Below are 25,561 nucleotides of genomic sequence, written 5' to 3' on the forward strand. Positions count from 1 at the left end.
TTTTATTCCTAGTTAAATGCATTTTCTAGTAAACAATCATCATCTTCATGAGTAGGTGAAGAACCCAAATGTGTATCAACCTTGTCAGTAGGGTTTGCAACCATTAGATGATTCTCCAGTTCTTGCTCCAAGTTAAAAGTTTGAGCTAAATAAATAATTTGTTGTTGCAGTTGGTAAATTGAAATTCTTGCCTTTGATTTTAAATCTGATTCTGAGAACCCTCCTAACCACCGACAAGCTATCGGATGCCAAAAGGCAGCGATTGCCCAGATAATCATCTTTTGTCTCGGAAATTCAAGAGTTTTATTTTTGGGACTCAGATATTTTAAGAGGGGCAAATAAGGAGATGAAGTACTGAACTGAAAACGAAAATCAACTTGCTCAGGCATGATTTGCTACCTGTTGAGAATTTTTACAAAGATAAGAGAAAAAACCATAGTTATCAGTTAAGCGAAAGTCTAAATCTGATTTAGGTTTCTCAGCTAAAAATTCTTGCTGTACTAAATATTCCAAGGCATCACAAGAAATTTTTTCAGGACGCGGAAATAATCGATTCAATTCACTCTTGAAATAATGGGCAGTTCCACCAGCAAAGATCATCTCATCAATATCTGATGGAATATAACGATGCAAATAACTTGAAAGCACTGCCCAATATTCTTCACGAGCAATACTGATTGCTGATTTGATTGATTGAATTTCTAATTCTTGTAGCAAAGCATCTTCGACTCGAACTAAAGGTAATAAGGCTTTGAGATTTATTTTGGAACCAGCAGCACTAATCGCAGCCGCAAGAGTCAGAGATTTTTGTCCAGCTACCCGACGCTGTACTGATGATACTAACTTATGAAACCCTAAATCTTCTGTAACTCCACTTGTCATCGCACCCTTATCCATAATCAAAATAGAGGCATTGCGATAGCCAATCATCACCACCGCTATTTTACGCGAACGCAAGTTATGAGTAGTTGTACGTCCTCGTGAGAGCAATCCAAATCCTTCAGGGCGGCAAACAAACTCCACTAGCTTGAAAGAGCGTTTTTCACCTCTCCATTTAAAGTTGAGCAGAGCGCCTGTAATCGATATCTCAAATAATTTGCGATCCGAGTACTCTCCGTAAGGAAACAAGATGCCTAGACGAATACTTGCACCGTTGGCTAACGACTTCTTTTGGGCTATAGCACCCACAACAGCCAAGGTTTTATAAATCGCTAGCTCAAATTTTGGCTGCTCTAACTTCAAATCTGCAAAAAACCTCTGACAAATTAATCCTACACCCCAGCATTGCTGATTGTATTCAATCCAAGCTGAATTCTCTGGTGAAGATATACCAATCGCATCCTCCTCATAACTTAAAAGGCTTTGTTTCGGAATTAATGCTGTGTAGGGTTCCATCAAAAGCAACTCTGGCTTACTTGAATCTAGAGTAAAAAAAACTCTACTCAAGGATGCTCCCGGATCGAATGAGATTATTAAATCTGCCATCTACTTTCAACAAAAATTACTCAACCATTTCATGAAATCATAATTCGTTAATAGCGCAATTATGGCAAATTTATGGAATTTGATACCAAGAGCCTCAAATTCATATAAATCCGGCACAACTCTGGCATAACTCTAGCATAACTCTGAAATCTTAAATAGTATTTATCAACAAATTATTTTTATTGAGAATCACTTGCTTTCTTCTCAAAAAAATGGCACGACTCTGGCGTAACTCTGGCACAATTGCTTACAATACAACCGTTTCAGAAATATATGCTATTACAATGATATTATTATTTTACTAAATGAATAATAGCAAAACACGACGCACAGTACGCCAAATTTGGCGGAAAGTTTTCGACAGAAATTTGCTATATTTAAGTGCATGAGAGTTGGTGAATAAAAAATTTGTTTGAGTCAAAGCCTCACGAAATTTTTTTAGCTCGGCATCAAACCAAAGCGAGTTTGATGTCGGCGTTCAACAATGACTTGAATATTTTTTGGGAGTTGTTCAATAGTCGTCGAGTTAAGTTATGTAAATCTCATAGCAGAGGTGAGCGATGCTAACAGCTGCTAACGTCTCTTCAGAGATGGCGGTTAACTACTTCATCAAGAACTACTATCACCAGGGCAAGTCTCGCTGGAGTGGTGAAGGCGCTGTGAAGTTGGGATTGTCAGGAGCAGTTGAAAATCAGCAAGCGTTTAAAAATGTCATCGAGGGGCGATCGCCTAATGGTCGTGAGCAGCTTAATGCCAAGGTACTGAAGCCTGATGAACGCAGGGCAGCATTAGACTGTACATTCTCTGCGCCTAAGAGTGTGAGCCTAATGGCGTTGGTAGGTGGAGATGAGAGATTAATTGCCGCGCATCATCAGGCATTAAAAAAAGTATTAACGTTGATGGAACAACGTTATGCCATAACTAGAGTCACACAAGGAGATTCTCGTCACAGGGTAAACACAGCTAACTTGGTGGTTGCAGAGTTCGACCACATCGAGAGCCGGTCTTTAGACCCACATCTGCATACCCACTGTTTAGTCATGAACACAACTGAGGCTGACGGCAAGTGGATGAGTTTGGTCAATAGTGAGATATTCGCCAATAAGAAATTCCTGGGCATGGCATATCAAAGCTATTTGGCAGCAGAAGTAATCAAGTTGGGGTATGAAGTCGAGCCGCGTCAACATGGACAATTTGAGATCAAGGGGTTCAAGGAACAGGACTTGGAGGCATTCTCAAAACGGCGACAGCAAATCATTGCGGCAGCAGGTGCATCAATTTCATGGGCAGAACGCGAAAAAATCTGGGATACTACTCGGCAGCGCAAGCAGAAAATTTCCGAGGATGAACTCAAATCACTGTGGAAGGAAGAAGCTGCTGCACTAGGCATCAGTTTTGTTAAGCCTCTTGAGCCAAACAGTAATGTACAAGATTCTCTCGAACAACGAACTATTGAAGATGCGTTGGTAGACGCGATTGCGCGAAGCGCAGTGCTGGAAGCAATCGCACATTGTAGTGAGAGGAATGTCGCCTTCAAGCAGGAGGATTTAGAGAAATTCATTCTAAGAGAAAGACTTTTTACTGATGTGACTGCAATTGAGCCATTGATCAAGCAACATCAAGAGTTAATTGCTCTGCCTGGAATGCAGCGGCAATACACAACATGGGCGGCAGTAAAGCGAGAACTAGCAACGATTGAATTGATGCAGTCAAGACAAAGTAAAGTAAACCCTATCTGCTCAAAGGAAGTAATTGAAAGGCAGTTAGAGAAAACCTCACTAAACCTTGGGCAGAGGCAAGCAGTTAGTCTAGCTGCAACCACAACAGACCAATTCATTGCCTGGCAAGGGGTAGCCGGGGCGGGTAAGACTTTTGCCCTCAAAGAATTAAACGCGATCGCACTCGCCCAGGGCTATACAGTCAAAGGTTTTGCCCCTTCATCAATGGCAGCAAAGGTACTGAGTGAGGAACTAGGCATACATTCTGAGACTGTAGCCAGCTTATTGGTAGGAGAACCAGCTCAAGTTGTAGAAGCAAACCAGATTTGGATTGTAGATGAGGCAGGTTTACTTAGTGCTAAAGATGCTCATGCCCTATTAGAGAGAGCTACACTTCTTGGAGCAAGACTATTACTCGTAGGGGACACCAAGCAATTATCAGCTGTAGAAGCGGGAAACCCGTTCAAATCTCTGCAACAAGCTGGCATTCAGACCGCCCACTTAACACAGTCAAACAGGCAGCGAAACCCAGAGTTAAAGATCGCAGTAGACCTGATAGCAGACGGGAGAGTAGAAGCGGGATTTAAGCAGTTAGAGACAATTGGGAGTATTTTAGAGGTACCACCTGATACGAAGTTAGAGACAATTGCTGCTGACTATATAGCATTAGCGAAAGAACAACGAGCAAGAACACTCGTACTTGCTGGCACAAATGTCGAAAAATTGGCACTTACCCAAGCAATTCGAGGCAAGTTAAAAGAGGAAGGAAGTTTAGGGGCGACTGCAAACATCAGCCAGTTACAAGCAAAAAATCTGACCCTTGTTCAGATGCGCTACACCCATAACTTTGAACTGGGTGATATGGTGATGCCGACGCGCAACTATAAGCGCCGGGGTTTAGAGAAAGGTCAAATCTATGAAGTTGTCAGCAAGGATCTTGACCGACTAACATTAAGAACCTCTGCGGGGACACATTTAGAAGTAGATACCAATTTTGACAAAGCGGTTTACCAGTGTGATGAAATTGAGATTGCCGTTGGCGATCGCTTGCAATGGAAGAAAAATGACCGCCAACTACAACGGCGTAACGGGCAGGAGTTTATAGTCACAGCGATTGAGGGAGACTCTGCCCAAATTGAGTACAAAGACACCAAAATTACTGAGACTATCAACCTCAAACAGGCGCAAAACTTAGACTATGCGTTAGTCAACACAATCTACAGCAGCCAAGGGAAAACTACTGATTTAGCGTTGATTGCGGCAGATTACACCATTGGACAAGAAAGTTTTTATGTGGCAATTAGCCGAGCTAGGCATAACGTCAAACTTTATACTAAAGATAAATCAGAGTTACTGGAGCTTGCCCACTCCTCTAAAGCCAAAGATAACGCCTTAGAATTGCTGATGAATTCCTTAAAAGTGGAACTACAGCAAAAATCACAATCAAAAGCGATAACTCCCTCGGTCAGTCCAAGAGCTAATCAGCCAGTAGTAAAACTTGAGGTAGCAATAGCAGAGCCTGTACTGAAAGCTCAACCGCCAGTCACAGAACAAGTCTCCTTACCAGTTAGTCGGCCAGCCCCATTAATTACGACGAGTTTAGAAACTGTAGCCAAACCCACTCTCAAAGAGAAACATAGAGATGATAGAAAGTCTCCTGTTTTTGAAAAACCAGTATTAAAGACTGCTGTACCAACAGAACCATTCTGGACACCCAATCAGACTGAAAAAATACCTAATTTTATTGAACCAAAGCACTGGCAAGAGTTTGAATCAAGTGCTATTCATCCCAATATTACAGCGTTGAACTTTGAGAGTCTTCAGTTTAACTATGCAGGTGGTGAGCATGAAGCCTGGGAACGGCTCATGGTCAGCGAAAAGCTGAATCGAACAAATACAGGACGGCTAACAGATGGTTTTATAAGGGCATATTCTCATCTTGATGCTGGTGGATGGTGGTGTGATGCTGGAGTTGATGCGCGAACATTTGCTGACTTAAAGCCAGGTGAGAAACCGCCGATTAAACGATGGGGATGCTACAAGCCAAATCAACCAAGACCCAAAAAAGATGAGTCTGGGCAAATAATTGAAGGGAAATTCATTAAATATGAGCATCCCCCAAAGGTTGAATTAAGTATATTCTTGCTTAATATCCCTGAAGATATTGCCGAACGCATCTACTCCAAACACAAGGTGAACCCCAGTGATAGCGATCGCCAATCAGGATTTTGGTACTGTGTTTGGAAGCACAACATCCCGTGTGCGATCGCAGAAGGAGCTAAAAAAGCAGCTAGTCTGTTGAGTCAGGGTCATGCTGCCATTGGGCTACCTGGGATTTCGGCGGGATACCGAACTCCCAAAGATGAGTTTGGCAAGAAAATTGGCAAGTCTTACCTACATGAAGAGTTAGCAGTTTTCGCCACACCTTCTCGAGAAATCAAATTCTGCTTTGACTACGAAACCAAGCCGGAAACGAAGCTCAATATTGAGCGAGATATTTCCGTAACTGGAAGATTATTACAAAAAGCTGGAGCTAGGGTCAAGGTCGTCAGCTTGCCAGGCCCTTCTAAAGGTGTTGACGATTTCATAGTCGCAAGTGGGCCACTGGCTTACGAAAAATTGAGCCATCAAGCAATGAAGTTAAGGGACTGGCAACAGCACAATCAACACTCAAAAGTTGCTGCAATAGAACCACCCAAACTTCAGCTTAAAGAAAGTTCTTTACAACAAACCTCACCAAATCAACCAATAGGACAAACCCATGACAACCAACAACAACCCAACCCAGATACAGTTCTTAACCGAGAAGATAGAGGAATTATTAACCTCTCACGGGAAACTGAACAAGAATTTCGAGCAGTTAGAAATCAAAAACTCTCAACTCACCGAGAAAATTCAGAGCTTAGAGGTAGCCCAGCAACAGAGGTTGAGCGAGTTCTTACAGCAGTTAGCCGAGACACTGAATGCCAAGAAATCGAGCAACTTGGAGCCATTAGTGCAAGAATTAACCCAAGCTCTACAGATGGTCGGCTTCGAGGTCAACGAGCAGCGAACTTCTCAAGACAAGTTAACCCAGAAGATTCAGCAATTATTGACGGCGCAGCAAGTGATGTCAGTTTTGAACAAAATGGAAACGCCGAACGACCAACTACCGAACAACTCCTAAACGCAATTACTGAGAATATTCAACAGTCAGTGGTTGATGATGCCTTGGTTGAAACATTACCACAATTAACAGAACAACTGTACGGGTATCAGCAGCACTTCTTAGGAGCCAGAACCATATTAGATGACTTTGGAGCAGTGATTGCTTCAATTGAGCAACAAATTTCATCAAAAAGAACAGTGGATCTAATCTCTGACTTTATTGAACAGTCAGTAGTTGAGTCCACGCTAATAACTTTGTTGCCACAATTGCTAGTAGTTCGCCAACCCAAAATTGCTGGGTGGAGGTCGGCAGAGGAGCAGGGGAGCAGAGGAGCAGAGGAGAGGCTTATACAAGTTCTTTCCCCTCTGCCCCTCTGCCCCTCTGCCCCTCTGCTAACCACCATGCAAAGTTTCCTTGGCAGACCGCTAGAGCAACTCTCTCAAGGCAGTCAGCAATTAGCTCATAGAACAGCTATTGCTCAACAGTCAGAACTTTCAAGTTCACAAAAAACTGTTTGGGCAATAGCTGAAAATATTGAGCAGTCATTAGTTGAATCTACGCTAAGTATTGCTTTACCACTGTTAATAAAACAACTCTCTCCCTTGAGACAGCAGCAAAAAGGAGTCAGAAGTAGATTTGACGATTTAGAAGCAGTCATTACTCAAATTGAGCAACGACTTTCATCACAAAGAGTTATAGACGCAATTACTCAAAATGTTGAATACTCGGCTGTCTCCTCTGCCCTTACTGAAATATTACCGCAACTAATAAAACAATTTTCTCCTTTAAGACAGCAGCTAAAAAAAGGTATTGCCACATTCGACAAAATATTTACAGCAATTGAGCCATTATCACAACGCCTTGATTTACAAAAAACTATCGATATAATTGCTGAGGATATTGAACAGTTGGCTGTAGAGTCTGCTTTAAGTGAAACGTTACCACAACTAATAGACCAACTCTCTCAACATCACCAGCATATCTCAGGAAGAATAACTAAATTCGACGACCTGGAAACAGCAATTTCTCAATTTGAGCAGCACCTTTCAACAAAGAAAACTGTCTTATCAGTTGTTGAAAACATAGAACAGTCATTAGTTGAGTCTGCCCTAGCTGAAACTTTACCACGGCTAATAGAACAACTTTCTAAAACTTGCCAACAGCAAAAAGCTCTGAAACCCGCATTTGATAAAATATCTACAAGAATTGAGCATGAAATACAATATCTTTTTTCACAAAGGGCTGTAGACGTAATTGCTCAAAATATAGAACAGTCATTAGTTGAATCTATTATTACTGAAACGTTACCACAACTAATAAAACAACTCTCTCAAACTTGCCTTTCTCATAAGGGAAGAACCACCTTTGATGGCTTAGGAGTAGCTATTACTCAATTTCAACAACGGCTTGATTCACAAAAAACTGTTTTATCAATTATTGAAAATATCGAATACTCGGCTGTTGAATCTGCCCTCACTGAAACTTTACCGCAACTAATAAAACAATTCTCTCAATATCATCAGCAGCTAAAAGGAGGAAAAACCAGATTCCACGGCTTAGAAGCAGCTATTACTCAAATTGAACAACGACTTTCATCACAAAGAATTATAGATCCAATTCTTGAAAATATCGAAGACTCGATTGTTGAGTCTACCCTCACTGAAACTTTACCGCAACTAATAAAACAATTCTCTCAATATCATCAGCAGCTAAAAGGAGGAAAAACCAGATTCCACGGCTTAGAAGCAGCTATTACTCAAATTGAACAACGACTTTCATTACAAAGAATTATAGATCCAATTCTTGAAAATATCGAAGACTCGGTTGTTGAGTCTACCCTTACTGAAACTTTACCGCAACTAATAAAACAATTCTCTCAATATCATCAGCAGCTAAAAGGAGGAAAAACCAGATTCCACGGCTTAGAAGCAGCTATTACTCAAATTGAACAACAACTTTCATCACAAAGAACTATCTTATCAATTGTTGAAGATATCGAATACTCTGCTGTCTCCTCTGCCCTCACTGGAACTTTACCACAATTAATAAAACAATTCTCTCAAACTTGCCAACAGCTAAAGGGAACAAGAACTAAGTTTGAAAACTTAGAAACAGCTATTACTCAAATTGAACAACGACTTTCATCACAAAGAATTATAGATCCAATTCTTGAAAATATCGAAGACTCGGTTGTTGAGTCTGCCTTCACCGAAACTTTACCGCAACTAATAAAGCAAATATCTCAATATCACCAGCAGCTAAAAGGAGGTAAAACTAGATTCCACGGCTTAGAAATAGCTATTAGTCAAACTGAACAACAATTATCTTCACAAAGAACTATATTATCAATTGCTCAAAGTATAGAACAGTTATTAGTTGAGTCCATCATTACTGAAACGTTACCACAACTAATAAAACAACTCTCGCAATTCAGCCAGCAACTAAAAGGAGGAGAAACCACATTCAACCAGTTTCAGCAACTACTGGACAATGAATTAGTAGGGTATTTTACCCAAAAAACTCGAACTTCACAACACTTAGCTCTTAACGCTATTTCTGACTACGTTGCTCAAGAAACTGTTGCAAGTTATGAGACTGTATCAGCGCTCTCAAAACTGAAAGAATTGCTAGGGATGAGTCAATCTCAAACTCTTACCGAATTTACTACTGCCTTACAAAAAGTGCTTGAATTGATTGAAAACTTGGAACATCATCAAAATCATGAAGAAGAAAATGTTCAGCCCCTCTCTTTAAGGCTCACAACAAATATAGAAGTAGAAACTGAATTATCAAAAGAGTCAGTTAAATTGCACCTCAAAAAGATGATTCAAGGTTTAGCTCGTGAACAACTGGCAGAGGTAGTTATGGAAGTAGGTAAGTATGTTAAAGGTGAAAAGGTAACAGGAAAAAAAGTCAGCGAGTTATTCACGAGTGTTACAACTGATGCCAAAGCTTTGAGTTTTGAGCAGAAAATGAATATCGTTAGGCAGCTGATTAGAGATGACAAACCATCGATTATGGAAAGATTGAGAATTAATTCGCCATCGCCAGATGACAACGGTGAACATCTCCGATTTCGACGCTAAGTTATCAGTTATCAGTTGTCAATTATCAGATATTTCCATCAATTCATTGATGGGTTATTTCTTCACTATTCACTATTCACTATTCACTGATTTAACTGGTATTGTTATCCCTATTATCTTCAACTGCTTACCTAAAACAAAGTTTACCAGTTTCTGACCGCTCACTAAGATGATTTCATCAGAGTCACGGATCAACTGTTTTGATAACTGTCCAGTTATGCCAGTATGCACGAAGAATCCACCACTAGCTCTTTCACTTTCAATACAGGACAGGAAATCTTTGATGTGTTCTGGGCTAATGTAATCAGCGTAACGTTTAACCTGGATTACATAGAGCTTTCCCAAAATCAACACGCGACCATCTATCCCGCCGTCACCGGTGTACCGAAAGTTGCGTTGGATTTGCCAGCCCTGTTCAAAGCAGCAAGTGAGTACTAATTCTTCAAAAACGTAAGGTGATATCCTGCGTAGTGTGGCAATTACTACTGGCAATTTGGCTAATTGAGTTATGCTACGAAGCTCAAGTAATACTTGACTAGCGTACTCAATACAGCGCTTCCGGCTATTATGCAATATAGTTTTCTCCTTGTCTCTCTCCTATCATCGCTTTCAGCCTTTAGGATGTACCTCATAGCTGCCGGAAGTGCTGTATTATTCAAGTGTTTCTTAAGATTTTTAGGTAATCTAACCCTTGGTGTTCGCGCTGGACTTGGTAGTAATTGCTTCTTAAAATTTTTAGCTAAGAAAGCCTTTTGCGTTGGTACTGAGCTTTGTCGTACAGGCTTCTTAAAGTTTTTAGCTAAGAAAGCCTTTTGCGTTGGTACTGAGCTTTGTCGTACAGGCTTCTTAAAGTTTTTAGCTAAGAAAGCCTTTTGCGTTGGTACTGAGCTTTGTCGTACAGGCTTCTTAAAGTTTTTAGCTAAGAAAGACTTTTGGGTTGGTGCTGGGCTTTGTCGTACAAAATTTTGAGATGAAATATCAGACGATTTTGTACTCTTAGGTAGTAATGGCGATTGCTTAAAACTTTGCCAGCGATACTTTGACTTTGGCATTGAAGGTGGAAATAATACAAACAGCCAAGCTAGAAAAATTATTCCACCCAGTGCAAACAACAAACCAATGATTAGGATTAGTATCATTTTTACGCTCCCCTTTGATCATGGAACAGGGAGGCTCTTGAGATAGGGGGCAGAGGAGCAGAGGAGCGGAGGGGAAAGAAATTGTACAATATCTCATCTCTGCTCCCCTGCTCCCCTGCCCCTCTGCTTTATCTGTGCATACTTCTAAATTGTGATTCTTGTTGAGAATCCTGCTGAATTTGATGATGCATATCAATAACAGATTGAACCTTGTCAAGTGCCTGTAACTGTTGGTCACTTACGTTAGGTGATAAAACTCCATCAGTGAGAACAGCCTCGCCGTTTTTGGCACGAACGATTACATTATCGCCAAGGCGTTCAAAATCAAAATTTGTACTTTTAAAACTCTTGGAACCATCAGGGTTATCTTTGCCCAAGATATTCAGCATTGCTTTGACACTCTGTTCAATTGCTTGACCTTTAATATCCTCAACAGCAGCCCGTAGTTCAGTTCGAGTATTGTCAATAGCTGACTTGACACCCATAAGGCTTTGATCAACCGTGTTTTTAACACTATCTACCTGTGTACGTATCTCTTGAGTTAAGTTACCAACTTGTTGATTGAGTTCATTTATTACACTGTCAGTCTGATATTTAACTTCATCCTTGAAGCTAGTAATTTGTTCATTAATTTGAGATTTAAGTGAAGTAATTTCCTTTCTGAGCTTCGTTACTTCGGGTGTCAGCACATCTAAAAGGCGCTCAAAAACATTCTTGGCAGTTTGTTTTACCTTGTTCTCAACCGTACCCACCCAATTTTGAAGAACCGTATTTTGAACTTGTGGTAAAAACCGTTCATTTACCTGTGACAATGCTTTTTGGGTGTTTTCAATCAACTGTTGCTGCTTCTCCAAGGATTTACTCATTTCGGCAACTTGAGCAGCTAGTTGTGATAAAGATTCGGGTGAAAGCTGTTCTGATTTGATACTATCTACAAGTTTTTGTTGTTCGCTTAGTTTTTTCTGCAATACTTGCACTTGTTTTCCCAAAGCTTCTACACTGTAGATTCGCTCATTACTTACAACTTTATTTTTCTGTGATGCCGGAGCTAAACCTAATTTGTCAGTCAGTACTTCTCCATTTTTAATATGGAATACTTTTTCATTACCAATTTTAATAGAAATTGTCCCTTGAGAATTTTTCGGGTCAAACAGAGCTTTTTTTAAGTTCTCTACTATCGTTGGTGTTAATAAGTTTTTAGAGGGGGATTCTCCCAATGTTCCTTGATAAACTTTGCTAGAGCTAGAGTAAATATGAACATCCTTGCTGGGATCTAATCCTTTTTCTTTAGCTTTCGCATGAATGAGTTTGAGGAGAGATTCTAAAATATCTAGATAATCTCGCTTAATTTCTTTCGCTTCACCATCGTCAATCATTCTTTTCGCCTTTGAGAATTGACTGAATTAACAGTTCAGGATTAATCGCTACTTCTGGCAAAACTATGCCACCAAGTTTATTAAGAACCTGTCTCCCTTCAACTTCAATGTAAGCAAATTCTCCATCAATCATCACTGTTATCGATGATGTATTTTTTTCAGCATGAGACGGGACATAATCTTTCAAAACACCATTTAACACAAAAATATTGGCCTCATCTGCATCGCCACTATAGACTTCAAGACACTCAGGAAGATAGTTCGCATCAAAAGGTAAGTTATCCCAACTATCAGCAGTGTTTAAAATCTCGCTCGGATATTTATCTGCTAGGGCTGCTATATCAAGAGGGAGTTTAGCAATTTGTTTTCTATCATAATCAGAGAACGGGTAAAACTTACTTGGTGACATGAATTTTATCCAGAGAACAGGGAACAGGGAACAGGGAACAGGGAACAGGGAACAGGGAACAGAATTTATTGTTGTAGCTTTTTAATAAGAGCAATAATCATCCGGCTCTCTTCTCGTAGTAAAAAGATAATTGATTCTATGTCAGTTTGGCTACATAATCCTACTCTCTGAGATAAAATAATATGTGTTTCTAATTCGTTAAGTGAACCTTGGGCAATGTTAAGAAATCTTATATACTCAGCCGTTGATCTTCTTCCATAGCCTTCTGCTATGTTAGCTGGAATAGATGCCGCAGACCTTCTGATTTGTTGTACCATTCCATACAACTCATCTTTAGGAAAGAGTTTGGTCAAAAAATAGCATTTCTCAGCTATATCTATCCCTTTTTGCCAAATCTTTAAGTCTTTAAAATCATTAATTTCTGACATATAAACCCTTCATTTATTACTAATTTTTTCTATTCCCTGTTCCCTGTTCCCTGTTCCCTTTTTCTTGCCTAAATCAGACTTGCATATTCTGATAGCTGCTCTTGAGTTTCTATCAAAGGCAACAATTTTAATGCCTCTGCTCGGCGAATTTTCATTTCTTCATCTGCTGGAGTTAAGAGAGTAGACTTTTTAGATAAGAACTTTTGAAACTCGTACCAAGCTTTCACACTGTCAGCTTCCGATTGGATTTCATGTTGAGGAATTTTAATTGATTGCAATATTGGCAAACTTATTTGACCACGAGAACGAAAACCAGGACTAATAATTACTGCTTTTCCCGATGGTAAGGTGTTAAATTGATTGACATCAAATAACTTGCGAGTACTGTTTTGGTCTGAATTAGAAATGCTTGCACCACCCTTGCCGGATGATGAGCGAGAACGTTGCTTGTATTTAATTTCTTCCTCACCCAAAAACTTACTAAATCGTTCGGCGGCGACATCATCTTGGGGGTTAAAGAATGCTTTGGTCGCACAACCACCAAATATTGCATTAGTTGTGTTTTCACCATAGGATTCAATCAGCATTGAGAGATTTTGTAATCCCAGTATTGATACCAATCCATCTTCCCGATTCTGATTGAGCCAATCAACCAGTGCTGGTAAATAAAGAGTAGGCAACTCGTCAATCCCTAATACCAAAGGACAAGTACGTTTGTTAGCTACATTCCGGCTAACTAATAGATGCAGAATCGAGACTAGCAAAGGCGCAATTACATCACGCTTTTCTTTATTCATCCCGAATACCACCATCTGCCGCCCCTTCAAATCCAAAGGAATATTGGTTTTTCCACAGAACGCTGCTAATGCCGACTTAACCATGAAGCGGCTGAACAATCCGCTAGCTGTACCCACAATACTAGCTGCTGTTTCTGGGGAACCCGCAACAGATACAAACTGTGCGAAAGCTTCTCTAACCATGAAGTTTAGTTCGGCAGCTTGCTCAATGCGCTTAACTAACTTTGGCAACCCCAGGATTGCTTGGCACATCATGATATCTGGGTACTCCGTTCCTTTTGCCAGCATGAAAACAGCTTGCACCAACTGATCTCCAGCATTGGTAAAGAAGTTATTTCCAGAATTCTTTTCTCCAAGTTGAAAGTTACGATTGAGTGTAATCGCCAACTGTCGCGCCATTTCCGAGTCTTCATTATTACGAAGAAAGTCTATGGGGTTGGCAACCGCAGATTCCGCAAAACCTGGAGCTAATACAGTAACTTCATAACCTCGCAAAGCAGCATATCCTGCCAGTATTGGGGCTTGTCCCTTAGATGTAGATGTAGCTGATTCTTGCTCACTGTACTTAAAATCATAAAGTACCAAGGGGAATCCCTGATCTATTGCCGAACGAATCATCGGATTAATCATTGAAAATGACTTTCCGCTCCCTGGCCCACCACAAACTAAAATTCCCCGTTGCGCTTCTGGGAAGTAAAGGGTTTTGGCATCAAGAGGAATTTGGGTTTTTCTTATGCCATTGACAATTTCAGTTTTTGTATTCTTGGGAGTGCCAACATATAAAGATACTTGGTTATGTTTGCGGCTATTGATTTGTTTACACGCTAGTTTTCGGGCTGCTGTTTTCTCTCTCGTTCCCCCCCATCTTGCCGTGGCTAGTTTAGACGTTCCGACTTTAGCATCAATATATTTGGCTACCACAATCACTGCACCACAGGCGAGTAATCCTACTCCGCCTGGCGAAATCAACACCGATTCAATCCCTGGTGGCAGTAATTGATTTGGGTTAACGGATTGAGAAGTAGTTCTTGTCATCTACCATTGCCTACAATTACTAAATCATTCTCGTGAGTGGATATCCAAGGGATGGGGCCAATAAAGTATGGGGTGCAAGTCTTGTCCATGAAAGGGGGACGCGCACAAATTCTGAAGAACAAACCAAAGTCTGCGGTTCCTGTTGATTCATTGACTCCGGTCAGTGCTACCTTGAATCCACTACCATATACCAGCCTTCCTGTTGGCTCAAAACCACCGTTGACAGCAGCAAGAAAGCCGTAACCACCTTTAACCTGCTGTGATGAACCAGATACCCAGCGCTTTCCATATAGCCCACCACTAGAGCCAGCAAAATCACCTAGCTCCATGTAAGAACATTCTTGACCTGGATAACAAGCTATTGGTAAAGTTTGGTCGCCCCTGACAACACTCCCAGAGATAAAATAATTATTTCCAACTTTTGCATCACCTTTTTCGGATGTACCAAGTACGACGGAAGCAACACCCACAACACCAACACCAGAGTTTATCGGCTGGGGCATCTTATCGAAGGGTATTTGGTTCAGACCAGGAACTTGATTGATGTAACTTTGCTGCCATGATTGGAACTGCCCCAATTGAGTTTTCGTCAGTTCAGGAATTGAATCAATCGAATACTTGCTTAAGTCAAGCTTACCCAAAGGTAGATTTGCAATTTGGGGATTTGAGCTTACAACTTGGGAAATTCTACCATTGCTAACTCCCCCATTTTGAGAAAACAAAGCCGCTAATGGGGGAACTTGCTTTAAAGTCAGATTGCCTAAACTAGGTATTGCCTTAACTAATGTTTTTGGCGTTTGCCATTGCATTAGTCCAAAATCTTTTAATGTGAGTTGATTACTGCTTGGGGCAATTGCATTAATAGATTCTAGGCTGAAATCAGACATTTTGAAGGCATCATCTGCATCGCCCAGCATCACAAGAGAATCTACTTTCTGTCCTGCTGACCACGACCGCGACGGGTCATATCCAAACACTGAGATTAAATTGTTTGGAATGGTCAGATATCCTGATTCTTGAACAGGTGGGAGATTCCCCCAAGTTATGCGTGACCAATTAGGAGCTTGGGCTTGATATTTCCCTTGTGAATAGGTGATGGTAGGAGTATCTGCCCTCGATGGGGCAGATAAGGTCAATGGAATTAAAGCTGTAGCTATTAACAAATATTTGGGGAATTTCATCTAAATTACCTTGTAATTAACTATTACTCTTTACCCTTTTATATCTCTCTAAAAATCACGCTTTTGACTCATTATCTCTGCCCCCACTCAATTAATTTATTAAAAATTTCTTTTGGAATACCAGAGTGCGAGATAGCTGATTCTCTACTCTGACCTCGACGTAATAATCTAATTGCATCTTGAGCTTTGTTCCAGTTAGTTGAACCCACTTTGACTTGACCATTACGATTTGCAACTGCTAACCCGTAAGCAAGAGCATTCGCATCATTTCTTGCTTGGGGAGTACCAGGGGATATTGTAGAGTTTGTAGTTTTTACAGGTGTAACAGCAGCCACTCTTTCTTGGGGTGGCGCTGTAGTTGTCACAGGCATTTTATTTTCTCTAACTGTTGGCACGATTTGCGGTTTAGTTCTGATTATCGGCAGTGGTCTCAGAACGTCCGGCTTAATCACCAGACTGGTGTATGATGGTTGTCCTGTTGCAGGAATTAATTTGAACTGGTATTGTTTCTGTCCATCCGAACCACTAGTAATCACGGTAATTTGGGTACTGCCATCAATGCTATTGGTCATATTGGGGAAACTTATCGGTTTGATTTGACGCAGAAAAATAACTGTTGCATTGACTTGACCACAGTTAGAAGTCGAATCATTTGACAAAGAATTATCAGTTTTTTGGCATAAGCTTCCATTTGAAGTAAAAGAGATACGAGTCGGATCTCCAATCCAGACTTGTTTAATCGTTTCACCAGTCGGAATGAAGTTAATTGTTAATCCATATCCCCGCCAAACTTTCAACTCAATTCCTGCCGAATTAATCCCTTGGGCTTCTTTTTGATAAACTGTTCTAGCTCCACTCCCAGCTAAAACTTGAATCGGACTCAGAACTAATAAATTGAGAAGGCAGAAGGCAGGAGGCAGAAGGCAGAAGGCAAACCCCATAAATAAATTTAGGGGCTTTAAACCATGAAGGCACAGGGCAAAATTTATATTTTCTTCCTTCTGCCCTCTGCCTTCTGCCCTCTGCCTTTCTTCGGTAATTAATATACTTTTACTCAATAAAATAGGTAAGTGCAAGCTACTTTTCATAGAGAAATCGTTTGATTTACGAATATTTGAACAGTTGTCTGGGCTGGCACTACAAATACTTTGCTATTGGACTGCAAAGATTGTATTTGTTGAGTATTCGATGACTGGATTGATTGCAGTACTTGACTAAAACTTCCTTGAGCGAACCCAGCTAATAAATTTTTCTTGTCATTACTCACAGTACTAGTCGAAAATCCAGATGAACTGATAGTAGTTTGGCTATTGGGATTATTTTCTACTTCAGCAGCTTTCGATACCCCCGCGATTACTGCTGTCATGAAGTTGTTACCCAAACTACTACCTTGATGTGATTCTCCCCTGAGAGCTTCTCCATTTTTATTGAGAATAATAATGGAATTTTCTGGTATAGTCTTTTCTAAGGTCTGACCATCAACATTAATTAAAGCTGTAATGGCAGACATTTGAATATATTCACCACTATTTGAGGCAGGGGCAACTACCAAATAAGAATCTATGGGTAAAACCTCACTGCCATCTGATGCTTTTAATGGTGAGGTTAGTCTGATGAGATATTTTTGAACTTGATTTGCATTAACAGCACTTATCGCAATTGGGGTTTCTATTTTTCCCTGTGTCCGAGTTCCTACTATCACACGTTTAGCATTATAATCAATGTTTCCTGACTCATTAATTAAAGTTTGTTCATTTACATTAACTGCACTTTTTGTGACTGATTTAGGTGTACCAGTACCACCGGATATCCCTTGCATAATAATTGGTTGATTAGCCGTAATATCAGTACTATTAGCGCTGAAACTACCAACATTAGAAACAGCCAACCATTGTTCCATTGGATCTAGATTTGGTTTATTGCTTGATGATGAAACCAAAGCTATAGATTGAGGTCGCGGTCTAGGCAAAAGAGTGGAGAAAGACTTTGTTGCTAGAGGTTCTCTATATCTAGTAGGATTCGGAGGAATAACTATTGGTGGAGATGGACTAATAGAGGCGTACTGTCGTTGGCTTGGTGGTGAAACTATTGGTGGAGAACCAGTTGATGCAGTTACAGGACTACTTTTTACAACGGTGTTTTCTTCCTTAACTAGGGCTTTGCTTCTTGAAGTATTACGAAGACTTTCTAATTCTGGTTTTTGGGAAGTAATCGCTAGTGCCGTCTTAATCTTGCCAGGATTTTCTGATTGTGATTCTAAATCTTGAGCCTTGCCAGATACCCCTTGCTTTATCGCTTCCGGTTTGACTGTGGTGGAATTGCTTAAAGCATCCATTGAAGTATTAATCATCCCACCTGCCACTGCAATCAGCAGAAAAATTACACTCCCGATTACTCCAGCTTTGAGTAAGGGATGTTGAGAAATAACCTGAGTGGTTACAAGTTCTTCTGGTTGTGGCTGCGTTTGAGGTTCATTTACTTCTTCTCGATCTGAGAACTCAATTTCAAAAGTTACGCCATTCATCGCCGCAAAACTTTTTTTATCCTGGGGGACTTTGGGAGTTGCCAAAACTGATTCGTCTAACGCATCTATTACGTCATTTTCTTCACTAAGTAGTACATCTGTGACTGCCATTTGATTACTTCCCGATTTCTAAGTCTTGGATCTTATAAACCTCTAATCCGGCTTTGCGAACGCTGTATGCAGTTCGTTGAATGTTGGATGAGTTAGACGGAGGACTTGGTGTATCAATTGCTCTGACAAATACAGTTTTATTAAATGCGATCGCTTTCCCTACCTGATTACTACCCTGAAAGACTATGAGGTTGGCTACCATATCAATTGACCAGTGACCTGGTGTCAGTTTCTGGGGTTCAGAGAAATACCGTACAGCTAGAACTGATTGCGTTGTGCCGTTGAAAACGTCAACTGGTGTCAGATTGCCTAATTCCTCTAAAAAATTACCTCGAAAATCTTCAGATAATGCAAATCCTGTAACCCATACATTCGTTGTGATTTTCTTATCCCCTACCTGCACCCCAGCATCTAGTACCGCTTTTTTGGTTGGGTCGGAGTTGGAGTCATCAGACTTTGGTAAACCAGTCCAGCTTAATAGCCCCGTCATTGTCTGTCCCACAAAATAGGTAATCGCTTGTGGTGAGCGTTCGTCATTGCCAATGGGGGACACTCTAATGCTTGACCCATCATTTAGTTCAACTAGAGTCGGTGTTTTCTCATTTGCAACTTTCCCGATCCTAGCAAAATTAATTATTTGAATTAAAAGTAGAACAATAACTAAAACCGCATTCCCCATCAAAAATATGGGAGTGAAGTTTATTTCTTTTTTCTCTAATAATTGCATCCCATTTTCCTACTTCTCAAACATTATCGTAAATTAAAGGATTTCAGAACCTGCAATCTAGATGTAGCACCCATTTCTCACAAGCTTGAAATGCAGAGGGGCAGAGGGGAATGGCACGCTTGTTAAGCTGAAAGGTAAGCGGCATAGGGATTGCAGAGGAGCAGGGGAGCAAGGGGGCAGAGGGGAATTTCTAAATATCTGAACGCAATGCCTAAAATTTCTTCTTTCTCCCCTGCTCCTCCGCTCCTCTGCACAAGAGCTGCCTCAACGATTTTCCCTTTTCTTAGTGCCATTCGGGGCAGAGGGGAAAGAAGAACTTGTACAAATCTCTCCCCTGCTCCCCTGCTCCCCTGCACAAGGTTTTGAGAGATGTAGTGAGAAATCCGGGGTAGCATCCATTTCAGTCGGGGTTTAAATCCCCGGACGCGACGCTCGAGTACTCGCTAACGCTGCGCTATCGCAGACTCGCTACCGCTTCGCTAACACAAAACTTACTTGCGACTTGCGACTTGCGACTTGCGACCTGCGACTTGTTTTAATCTCTTCTTGGCATCACTACAAACTTGGCTGCACTGGTAAAGCCAGAAAACAGAGCCATTCCTCCACCTGTTCCAATCGCTACTGCAAGTATTGGTGAAAATATTGCCTCTATCAACTGTAGAAGTAGTGGATTGTTTGATGGAGAATTAACTATAGAACTAGCAGCTACACCAACAATAATTGAGTAAGATATGAGGATTAATGTTAGTGCTAACCACCCCGAAAGCCAAGCAAAAATCGGCTTGGCTCCTATCGGTAGCATAGATAATACTAAGAATATCGGTGCTACATAAGCTGTTAACAGGAAAGAAAACTGAACGAGAAACTGAAAAGCTGCTGATAGACCGCTAAAAATTATATAGGATAGTCCCTGAACAATTGTGTTAACTGCTCCTCCAGCTACATCTAAAGGATTCCAATTATTTTGCCCTTGAATCCTTTTCTTTTGTTTATACTCTGATGCTTGAGTGTCAATTTCTTGAGCTACCTTATTTTTACAATCTTTCTTAGGAGTAATTTGATTTCCATTTTTATCTATTTCGACATCAGCCAGTTTTTCACATTCTGCCATTGCCGTCTTCGCAGCGAGAATAAAAGTTTGATCTGTATTTACACTCCGAATCGCTTCCTTGAGGGTTATACCATTTCTCGTAACAGTCAAGACACTAGAGTTTAATTTATTTGAAACATTTCTTAATGCTAGGGAAGTTGTAGCTAGCATTGCTCCATTATTGTTGAGCATCAGAATTACTATCATTGGAAAAGCCATTTCTTTGACAACTCCACTCGAAAAGCCCTCTGACATTATTTGCTCGTACCATTGCAACGACCAAAAACTTACTAAAACTACTGCCGCCAGCATCGAGACATTAACAATAGCGATATAAACAGGGTTTTGACCACTCGCAAATAGTTTCCAGTCATTATCAAATGCCGAAACAAAAATCTCCGAACCGTTTATTGCACCTTGTACAATAGTTTCCGCATCAGTTGGCAGGTTTTTATCTGTCTGATTAACAGTCGTTTGAGCAATAATAAAAGGAATTAAATTAGTTAGATAAACATACATTATTAAACTCCTTTGGAAAATATATTTAAATATGTGGTTCCCTTTCCTTTTTTACGAAAAAGATAAGGTTCAAAGCCGTACAACTCTTAGAGACGCTACCGCGTAGCAAGATCCCCGTAGGGGTACGTCCCGCTACGCGCTAACGCCTGCAAGTGGCGCTATGCCTGGATTTCTCACCAATGCTCAAAGCCTGTGCTTGTGCAGGGGAGCAGGGGAGCAGAGGAGCAGAGGAGCAGAGGAGAGTTCAATGTGCCAAGTTCAATCCCCTCCGCCCCTCCGCCCCTCTGCCCCTCTGCATTTCAAACTTGTGAGAAATGCGGGTATAGCTCCCTTGCTCCCTCGCTTCCTTTGTTGAGAGCAACAACCGCAAGTGGCGTGGTTTTTCTCCTCTGCTCCCCTGCTCCTCTGCTCCTCTGCTTTTTCACTGTCTCTCCCAAAAAGCATCGTTATAAGCACCAGCTTCTAACAATTGCATGGCCACTCCTCTACTTTGTGCATCTTCTTTGCGGGATTGTGACGAAATATTTTTCGAGATGTCAACCAAATTTACATTAGCTGCTGCCAAGGCTCGTGTTTGTTTTTGAGTTTCTCCATGTATTGCCTTGGAAATGACAACATTCTGTAGATTTTGAATTGCCATTTTTTTGAGAATATCTTGAGTTACGATGTCTGACTGTGCGTTGTCAGCGTTAGTTGAAGAAGTACTTAAGGCATTATTAGTTAAATCAGCCTCTTGTGCTTGTACTCTTTGTCCATCAACTCCTAAAGTCGATTGAGATTGACCTAGAGTATATTGACGATGCCATGACAACTCCGCATTCTCAGCTTGAGTATTAGAATTGGGCTGAGTTATATCTGGATTTTGTGAGCGAATAACTTCTTTGATTTTTTCACCTGATTCTAGGGGGTCTGGAATTCCCAAAGACCCAATTGTAGAATCAACCGCCTGATTTAATTGTCGAGTTATTTCAGCATTTATTTCTCCATAGCTTTGCCCTAAAGCTTGGTTCAACTCAGTTTCATAGCTTGATATTCGGCTTTTTAGGCTCGTATAAACTTGCTGAAATTGAGTCAAAAATGGTAATTCTAATCCCCAAGCTTGATTACAACTATCGCCAATCAATATCGTCGCAGTTAAGAGAGAACTAACGCCAAGATAAATTACCACCGGGCGTAAAGTCATTCTTTTGTGTGATTTCATATAGATCCTCGAAAGATACAGCAAAAGGTTTCGGTGAGCAGGGACTAGTAACAAGAGCTTCAAAATTGTTCAAAGGCTCGGCTGTCACAATTGCATCAACATTTGTTTCTCCTCCTGGTGGTTTGGAATAACTTTCAAAGTAAATACTTTTATAATGTGGAGTATTATTTGGAATCAATGGACGCTTTTTAGTTCTAATCAATACATAAGATTTTTTTTGCAACTGAGTGTTAATCCCTGGCTGCTGAATTTTATCTCTAAGAATAGCATTACGAGCATTTCCTGAATTGAAAGCTGAATAAAGAGTTCGACTTTTGAAAATCAAATCATCAGCATCTTTTAAAGATTTTTCACAAAGGACTTTTTGATTAACCAATACTTTTTGATATTGCTCATCTTGATACTTCCACATCTGAAAACTTAAGCTGGCGACTCCTATACCTAAAATTGCCAAAAGAATTTTTTGTTGAATTGCAAAAGCAATTAGACTTTTCATAATGACTGTCCCTGTTTGATGCACTCCACATAATACTTAGAAAACTCTGACACCCATTCAAACTTGTTTGGATATTTAGCTTGAAAGCGATTGCGCGTTGCCTGTTCCTCTCTGCTGTTGGCAACTAGCGCCAGCATGACGTAGGAGGGATAATAACGACAACGAATGTACGTGCGGTTGTAATCCAGCAACCATGTTGTGTACATTTGCTGAAGATTAGGCCGAAATAGCTCATTCTTCTCAATAATTGAGTGAGGAATCGAAAGGATATCAGTAAAGCTTTTCGCCGCCCCGGAAACCAACCGCCCAATCAACCTTATGGGCATATTTTGTAGAATCTGTTCTCCCGCCTCAGATTTGGCAATGGAAATTACATCTTGGGCCGCAAGAATTATTCGGCTACCAGATTTCCGAGCCGTTGCACATTTTCTACCCACTAAACGGGACAATGCAGAAAACCTCAGTAAGACACTGGCTTCATCCATGAAAAACACACTATTGGGTGAAGATAGTGATTGCCGAGAAGCCGCCATATATGCACTCATCCCAAATACTTCTGCATCTTTATCTGATTGCAGGTTGGTTAGTGCAAAAGTAATTAACTTCGCATTTGTTTGGAAACTTGATGGTTTACAAATCGCATTGCCGATAGAACTGGCTCTCCAGTACTTGAGGCGCAAACGAATGTAGTTCAGTGCTTTCTCAACATTCTCATCTTCATAACCCAAATTAATATGTTCCGTCGAGAAGAACTCCTCCATATCCACCAAAGTCGGAGTGTTATCCCACTCTTGTGTTCCAATTCCAGCTACACGCGCTAATTCAAATCTTCTATGTATATCTGGATTATCATAAAAAGCTTTGACACCCAGAGGAATCAAAGACTCGATGGTTTGTGCCAAAAAGCCATCAAATTTTTGTGACCCTAACACCAACTGCAAAACTATTAGGTTCACATCATTTCGATGAAATTTCAGTCTTTCTTCTCTCCCCTCTACATCCCACTCTGGAATTGCTGACAAATCTATTGGCTGGACAAGATTATTTGATTCTTTGGCAATATTAAAGTAAAACCCATTGTGGTATGGGGTGAAATCTCCAAATGTCCCCGTTCCATCATCATTGGGTAAGTCAATAATCAAAACTGACATTCCCATTGCCAAGCATTCTGCGATGATTGTGGCAACTAAAACAGATTTTCCTGAGCCTGTCGTTCCTAGAATCATCATATTCTTGGTTATCGACAAGTCTAGATGTACTGGCGAATGACCTTGTTCTGCAATTAATTCAAAACCCTGATTATCAGCCTTGGCAATTTGTACTGTGCTGGTTAATCCCAACACTTCACTCGCAAAAAATGTTAATCGACGATTATAAGGGCGTGATAATAACTGTTCCATTTTGGCTCCCAATGTTTGCAGCCAAATCAGCCAAGCATATTGCGTTTCTCGAATTAGCTCTGCTGGTTGGTTAATATACCCAGAAATCAATCTACAAGTATCGTCAATTTCTTCAGGTGTATCCCGGTAAATTAACACTACTAATCCTAATGTTTCTGGTATGTCCCCTGTGTACAATTGCTTTTGGGCTGTTACACTCCATTCAACATTTATTTGTGAGGCGACATCAATTGTTTTCTTTTGAGCGCTGATTTCTGCATTTCGCGCTCTCCGGGTAATCATTTGTTGCGCCAATCGGGTTAGTTTCTGGTCGGCGGGACTGATTTCCGTAATCACTTCCACATCCGAAATTGCCTCTCGTGCAAATATATTCCACAGAAACCTGATTTGTGCTTCTGTTGATGCGAATACTTCTGGTTTTTGCGACAATACCATCACACCGATATATTTTTTACCGCCCTCGCCATCAGGCAGACATACCCACTTTCTATCTGCGAAAGGTATACCATTATTCATCAATACTGATGTCGCGTGAGCTTGGTCTATATATGATTTATTCGTTGCTGGGGTTTCGTTAAATTCCTCCCTCAGTCCCAATGAATCAAATACTAAAGTATGTGGGATTTTTACAATCTTTGCTCCCACACACTTACTTAATTCATTCCATAGTTGCTCTGCACTTTTTGCCTTGGGCGCAAAACCCATCTCTGTTAATATCTGCAAATGTCTTTGTGAAACATCTATCGCTTTCTCTAATATCCTTTTTAAGTTCTTTTTCGTGACTTCTGTCGCCCCTGTTGCTGTAAATCGTCTTGTCAGAAAATCTGCTAGCTTTACCAATGCTCGGTCTATCGGGTCGCCGCCCTCTGTTCCCCCTGGTACTATAGTGAAAGTCGTGTAGACGCTCAGAGTTATATTTTTCCTTTGACGCAAACGTGTCAATTCCTGAATTCTTCCTAACTGCCCCCAGTCCAGAAATTCGCTCTCATCTGATACTGGATTTTGCAATCGCTTGTAGAAATACTCCTTTGCATCACTATCATCACAGAATGAACTCCATCTAAATGTGAACTTTTCACCTTGGGGTATCTCCTTGCACCCATTCTCAAAAGCTTTGGCTATTGCTTCTACTTCTTCACTTGAATTAAATAATGGATTCATCCCTGTGCAACTATATCCAAATACTAGTTGTAATGTATTATTCGTGTCGCTGATCACTTTTTTACTCAGCAAGGAAGCACCAATACTATACCCACCCCTTTTCAGTTTTACAAAAGTTGTCAAATCTAGCCAGTCCTCAAATGGACTTAACTTATTTTTAGTTTTTGGGCGACTCGTTTTCATCACGTCCAAGGTTTACGAATTTTCTTGACTCCAACTCGATTTTTTGATTGAGGGGTTAAGTATCTCGCATATCCTCTTGACCATACGGGCACAATTGGATAAATCTTTGACCAAAATAAATGAGGTTTTTTCCCTGATAAAGCTAATGCTGTTGCACTTAACCAGCAACCTATCAATATACTCCAAGCTAGATTTAATCCCAGTGAAAAAGCTAAGAAGAAGCCTAGACCGAATAATGGAATCACTACAGCAAACTGAAATCCTGTAAAGATTCCAATCGGTGCGCTCTTTCCTAACGATTGATTGACTTGTTTGATTTCTCTATTACTCATCACTAATTTAGTGTA

General features: G+C 40.6%; 18 protein-coding genes. 2 read left to right on the plus strand and 16 right to left on the minus strand.

Annotated features, from left to right (window positions below; genetic code table 11):
* Positions 1-8 precede the first annotated feature (8 nt).
* Both FD723_RS38435 and FD723_RS38440 read right to left on the minus strand, forming a co-directional pair.
* Positions 9-389: a hypothetical protein gene (locus FD723_RS38435; protein ID WP_179070393.1), complete on the minus strand. Its 381-nt coding sequence runs from the start codon at positions 387-389 to the stop codon at positions 9-11.
* Positions 382-1,485, minus strand: coding sequence for a ParM/StbA family protein (locus FD723_RS38440; RefSeq protein ID WP_179070394.1), 1,104 nt, complete (start codon positions 1,483-1,485; stop codon positions 382-384). The genes FD723_RS38435 and FD723_RS38440 overlap by 8 nt, the downstream gene beginning before the upstream one ends.
* Before the next feature lie 560 nt (positions 1,486-2,045).
* On the opposite strand from FD723_RS38440, the gene mobF reads away from it, so the two are divergent.
* Positions 2,046-9,437 (plus strand): MobF family relaxase, encoded by a 7,392-nt coding sequence (mobF, locus tag FD723_RS38445; RefSeq protein ID WP_256875400.1) that lies wholly within the window; start codon positions 2,046-2,048, stop codon positions 9,435-9,437.
* A 72-nt stretch (positions 9,438-9,509) separates the two neighbouring features.
* Here mobF and FD723_RS38450 read toward each other — a convergent pair whose 3' ends face one another.
* Positions 9,510-10,010: a restriction endonuclease gene (locus FD723_RS38450; protein ID WP_256875401.1), complete on the minus strand. Its 501-nt coding sequence runs from the start codon at positions 10,008-10,010 to the stop codon at positions 9,510-9,512.
* On the opposite strand from FD723_RS38450, the gene FD723_RS38455 reads away from it, so the two are divergent.
* Positions 10,005-10,406: a hypothetical protein gene (locus FD723_RS38455; RefSeq protein ID WP_179070395.1), complete on the plus strand. Its 402-nt coding sequence runs from the start codon at positions 10,005-10,007 to the stop codon at positions 10,404-10,406. The genes FD723_RS38450 and FD723_RS38455 overlap by 6 nt on opposite strands.
* A 298-nt stretch (positions 10,407-10,704) precedes the next feature.
* On the opposite strand, the gene FD723_RS38460 is transcribed toward FD723_RS38455, so the two are convergent.
* From FD723_RS38460 to FD723_RS43690, 13 genes are all read right to left on the minus strand, one after another.
* A complete protein-coding gene (locus FD723_RS38460; protein ID WP_179070396.1) occupies positions 10,705-11,952 on the minus strand; it encodes a hypothetical protein in 1,248 nt (415 codons plus the stop codon).
* Positions 11,945-12,361 carry a hypothetical protein gene (locus FD723_RS38465; RefSeq protein ID WP_179070397.1) on the minus strand — a complete coding sequence of 139 codons (417 nt, stop codon included), beginning with the start codon at positions 12,359-12,361 and terminating at the stop codon, positions 11,945-11,947. The genes FD723_RS38460 and FD723_RS38465 overlap by 8 nt, the downstream gene beginning before the upstream one ends.
* Before the next feature lie 65 nt (positions 12,362-12,426).
* Positions 12,427-12,789, minus strand: coding sequence for a four helix bundle protein (locus FD723_RS38470; RefSeq protein ID WP_163939722.1), 363 nt, complete (start codon positions 12,787-12,789; stop codon positions 12,427-12,429).
* Between the two features lie 68 nt (positions 12,790-12,857).
* Positions 12,858-14,621 (minus strand): type IV secretory system conjugative DNA transfer family protein, encoded by a 1,764-nt coding sequence (locus FD723_RS38475; protein ID WP_179070398.1) that lies wholly within the window; start codon positions 14,619-14,621, stop codon positions 12,858-12,860.
* Positions 14,618-15,802 carry a hypothetical protein gene (locus FD723_RS38480; RefSeq protein WP_179070399.1) on the minus strand — a complete coding sequence of 395 codons (1,185 nt, stop codon included), beginning with the start codon at positions 15,800-15,802 and terminating at the stop codon, positions 14,618-14,620. The genes FD723_RS38475 and FD723_RS38480 overlap by 4 nt, the downstream gene beginning before the upstream one ends.
* Before the next feature lie 71 nt (positions 15,803-15,873).
* Positions 15,874-16,890, minus strand: a complete 1,017-nt coding sequence (locus tag FD723_RS38485) for a hypothetical protein (RefSeq protein ID WP_179070400.1) — start codon at positions 16,888-16,890, stop codon at positions 15,874-15,876.
* Positions 16,887-18,437, minus strand: a complete 1,551-nt coding sequence (locus FD723_RS38490; protein WP_179070401.1) for a hypothetical protein — start codon at positions 18,435-18,437, stop codon at positions 16,887-16,889. Before FD723_RS38490 ends, FD723_RS38485 begins: the two co-directional genes overlap by 4 nt.
* A 4-nt stretch (positions 18,438-18,441) precedes the next feature.
* Positions 18,442-19,164, minus strand: a complete 723-nt coding sequence (locus FD723_RS38495) for a hypothetical protein (RefSeq protein WP_179070402.1) — start codon at positions 19,162-19,164, stop codon at positions 18,442-18,444.
* A gap of 535 nt (positions 19,165-19,699) precedes the next feature.
* Positions 19,700-20,773, minus strand: a complete 1,074-nt coding sequence (locus FD723_RS38500) for a hypothetical protein (RefSeq protein WP_256875402.1) — start codon at positions 20,771-20,773, stop codon at positions 19,700-19,702.
* 421 nt (positions 20,774-21,194) lie between these two features.
* Positions 21,195-21,956 carry a hypothetical protein gene (locus tag FD723_RS43685; protein ID WP_256875403.1) on the minus strand — a complete coding sequence of 254 codons (762 nt, stop codon included), beginning with the start codon at positions 21,954-21,956 and terminating at the stop codon, positions 21,195-21,197.
* Complete coding sequence (locus FD723_RS38510; RefSeq protein ID WP_179070403.1) at positions 21,919-22,470, minus strand: hypothetical protein; 552 nt, start codon at positions 22,468-22,470, stop codon at positions 21,919-21,921. Before FD723_RS38510 ends, FD723_RS43685 begins: the two co-directional genes overlap by 38 nt.
* On the minus strand, positions 22,467-25,214 hold the full coding sequence (locus tag FD723_RS38515) for a helicase HerA domain-containing protein (RefSeq protein WP_256875417.1): 2,748 nt from the start codon (positions 25,212-25,214) through the stop codon (positions 22,467-22,469). The genes FD723_RS38510 and FD723_RS38515 overlap by 4 nt, the downstream gene beginning before the upstream one ends.
* Positions 25,214-25,546 (minus strand): hypothetical protein, encoded by a 333-nt coding sequence (locus FD723_RS43690; protein ID WP_256875404.1) that lies wholly within the window; start codon positions 25,544-25,546, stop codon positions 25,214-25,216. Before FD723_RS43690 ends, FD723_RS38515 begins: the two co-directional genes overlap by 1 nt.
* Positions 25,547-25,561 lie beyond the last annotated feature (15 nt).

Origin of the sequence: Nostoc sp. C052, assembly GCF_013393905.1 — a bacterium.
Taxonomy (GTDB): domain Bacteria; phylum Cyanobacteriota; class Cyanobacteriia; order Cyanobacteriales; family Nostocaceae; genus Nostoc.

What these genes read in the sequence shown, in the direction of transcription:
- FD723_RS38435 (WP_179070393.1), bottom strand. Translation starts at nt 389, where the DNA reads ATGCCTGAGCAAGTTGATTTTCGTTTTCAGTTCAGTACTTCATCTCCT.
- FD723_RS38440 (WP_179070394.1), bottom strand. Translation starts at nt 1,485, where the DNA reads ATGGCAGATTTAATAATCTCATTCGATCCGGGAGCATCCTTGAGTAGA.
- mobF (WP_256875400.1), top strand. Translation starts at nt 2,046, where the DNA reads ATGCTAACAGCTGCTAACGTCTCTTCAGAGATGGCGGTTAACTACTTC.
- FD723_RS38455 (WP_179070395.1), top strand. Translation starts at nt 10,005, where the DNA reads ATGCAATATAGTTTTCTCCTTGTCTCTCTCCTATCATCGCTTTCAGCC.
- FD723_RS38460 (WP_179070396.1), bottom strand. Translation starts at nt 11,952, where the DNA reads ATGATTGACGATGGTGAAGCGAAAGAAATTAAGCGAGATTATCTAGAT.
- FD723_RS38465 (WP_179070397.1), bottom strand. Translation starts at nt 12,361, where the DNA reads ATGTCACCAAGTAAGTTTTACCCGTTCTCTGATTATGATAGAAAACAA.
- FD723_RS38470 (WP_163939722.1), bottom strand. Translation starts at nt 12,789, where the DNA reads ATGTCAGAAATTAATGATTTTAAAGACTTAAAGATTTGGCAAAAAGGG.
- FD723_RS38475 (WP_179070398.1), bottom strand. Translation starts at nt 14,621, where the DNA reads ATGACAAGAACTACTTCTCAATCCGTTAACCCAAATCAATTACTGCCA.
- FD723_RS38480 (WP_179070399.1), bottom strand. Translation starts at nt 15,802, where the DNA reads ATGAAATTCCCCAAATATTTGTTAATAGCTACAGCTTTAATTCCATTG.
- FD723_RS38485 (WP_179070400.1), bottom strand. Translation starts at nt 16,890, where the DNA reads ATGAAAAGTAGCTTGCACTTACCTATTTTATTGAGTAAAAGTATATTA.
- FD723_RS38490 (WP_179070401.1), bottom strand. Translation starts at nt 18,437, where the DNA reads ATGGCAGTCACAGATGTACTACTTAGTGAAGAAAATGACGTAATAGAT.
- FD723_RS38495 (WP_179070402.1), bottom strand. Translation starts at nt 19,164, where the DNA reads ATGCAATTATTAGAGAAAAAAGAAATAAACTTCACTCCCATATTTTTG.
- FD723_RS38500 (WP_256875402.1), bottom strand. Translation starts at nt 20,773, where the DNA reads ATGTATGTTTATCTAACTAATTTAATTCCTTTTATTATTGCTCAAACG.
- FD723_RS43685 (WP_256875403.1), bottom strand. Translation starts at nt 21,956, where the DNA reads ATGACTTTACGCCCGGTGGTAATTTATCTTGGCGTTAGTTCTCTCTTA.
- FD723_RS38510 (WP_179070403.1), bottom strand. Translation starts at nt 22,470, where the DNA reads ATGAAAAGTCTAATTGCTTTTGCAATTCAACAAAAAATTCTTTTGGCA.
- FD723_RS38515 (WP_256875417.1), bottom strand. Translation starts at nt 25,214, where the DNA reads ATGAAAACGAGTCGCCCAAAAACTAAAAATAAGTTAAGTCCATTTGAG.
- FD723_RS43690 (WP_256875404.1), bottom strand. Translation starts at nt 25,546, where the DNA reads ATGAGTAATAGAGAAATCAAACAAGTCAATCAATCGTTAGGAAAGAGC.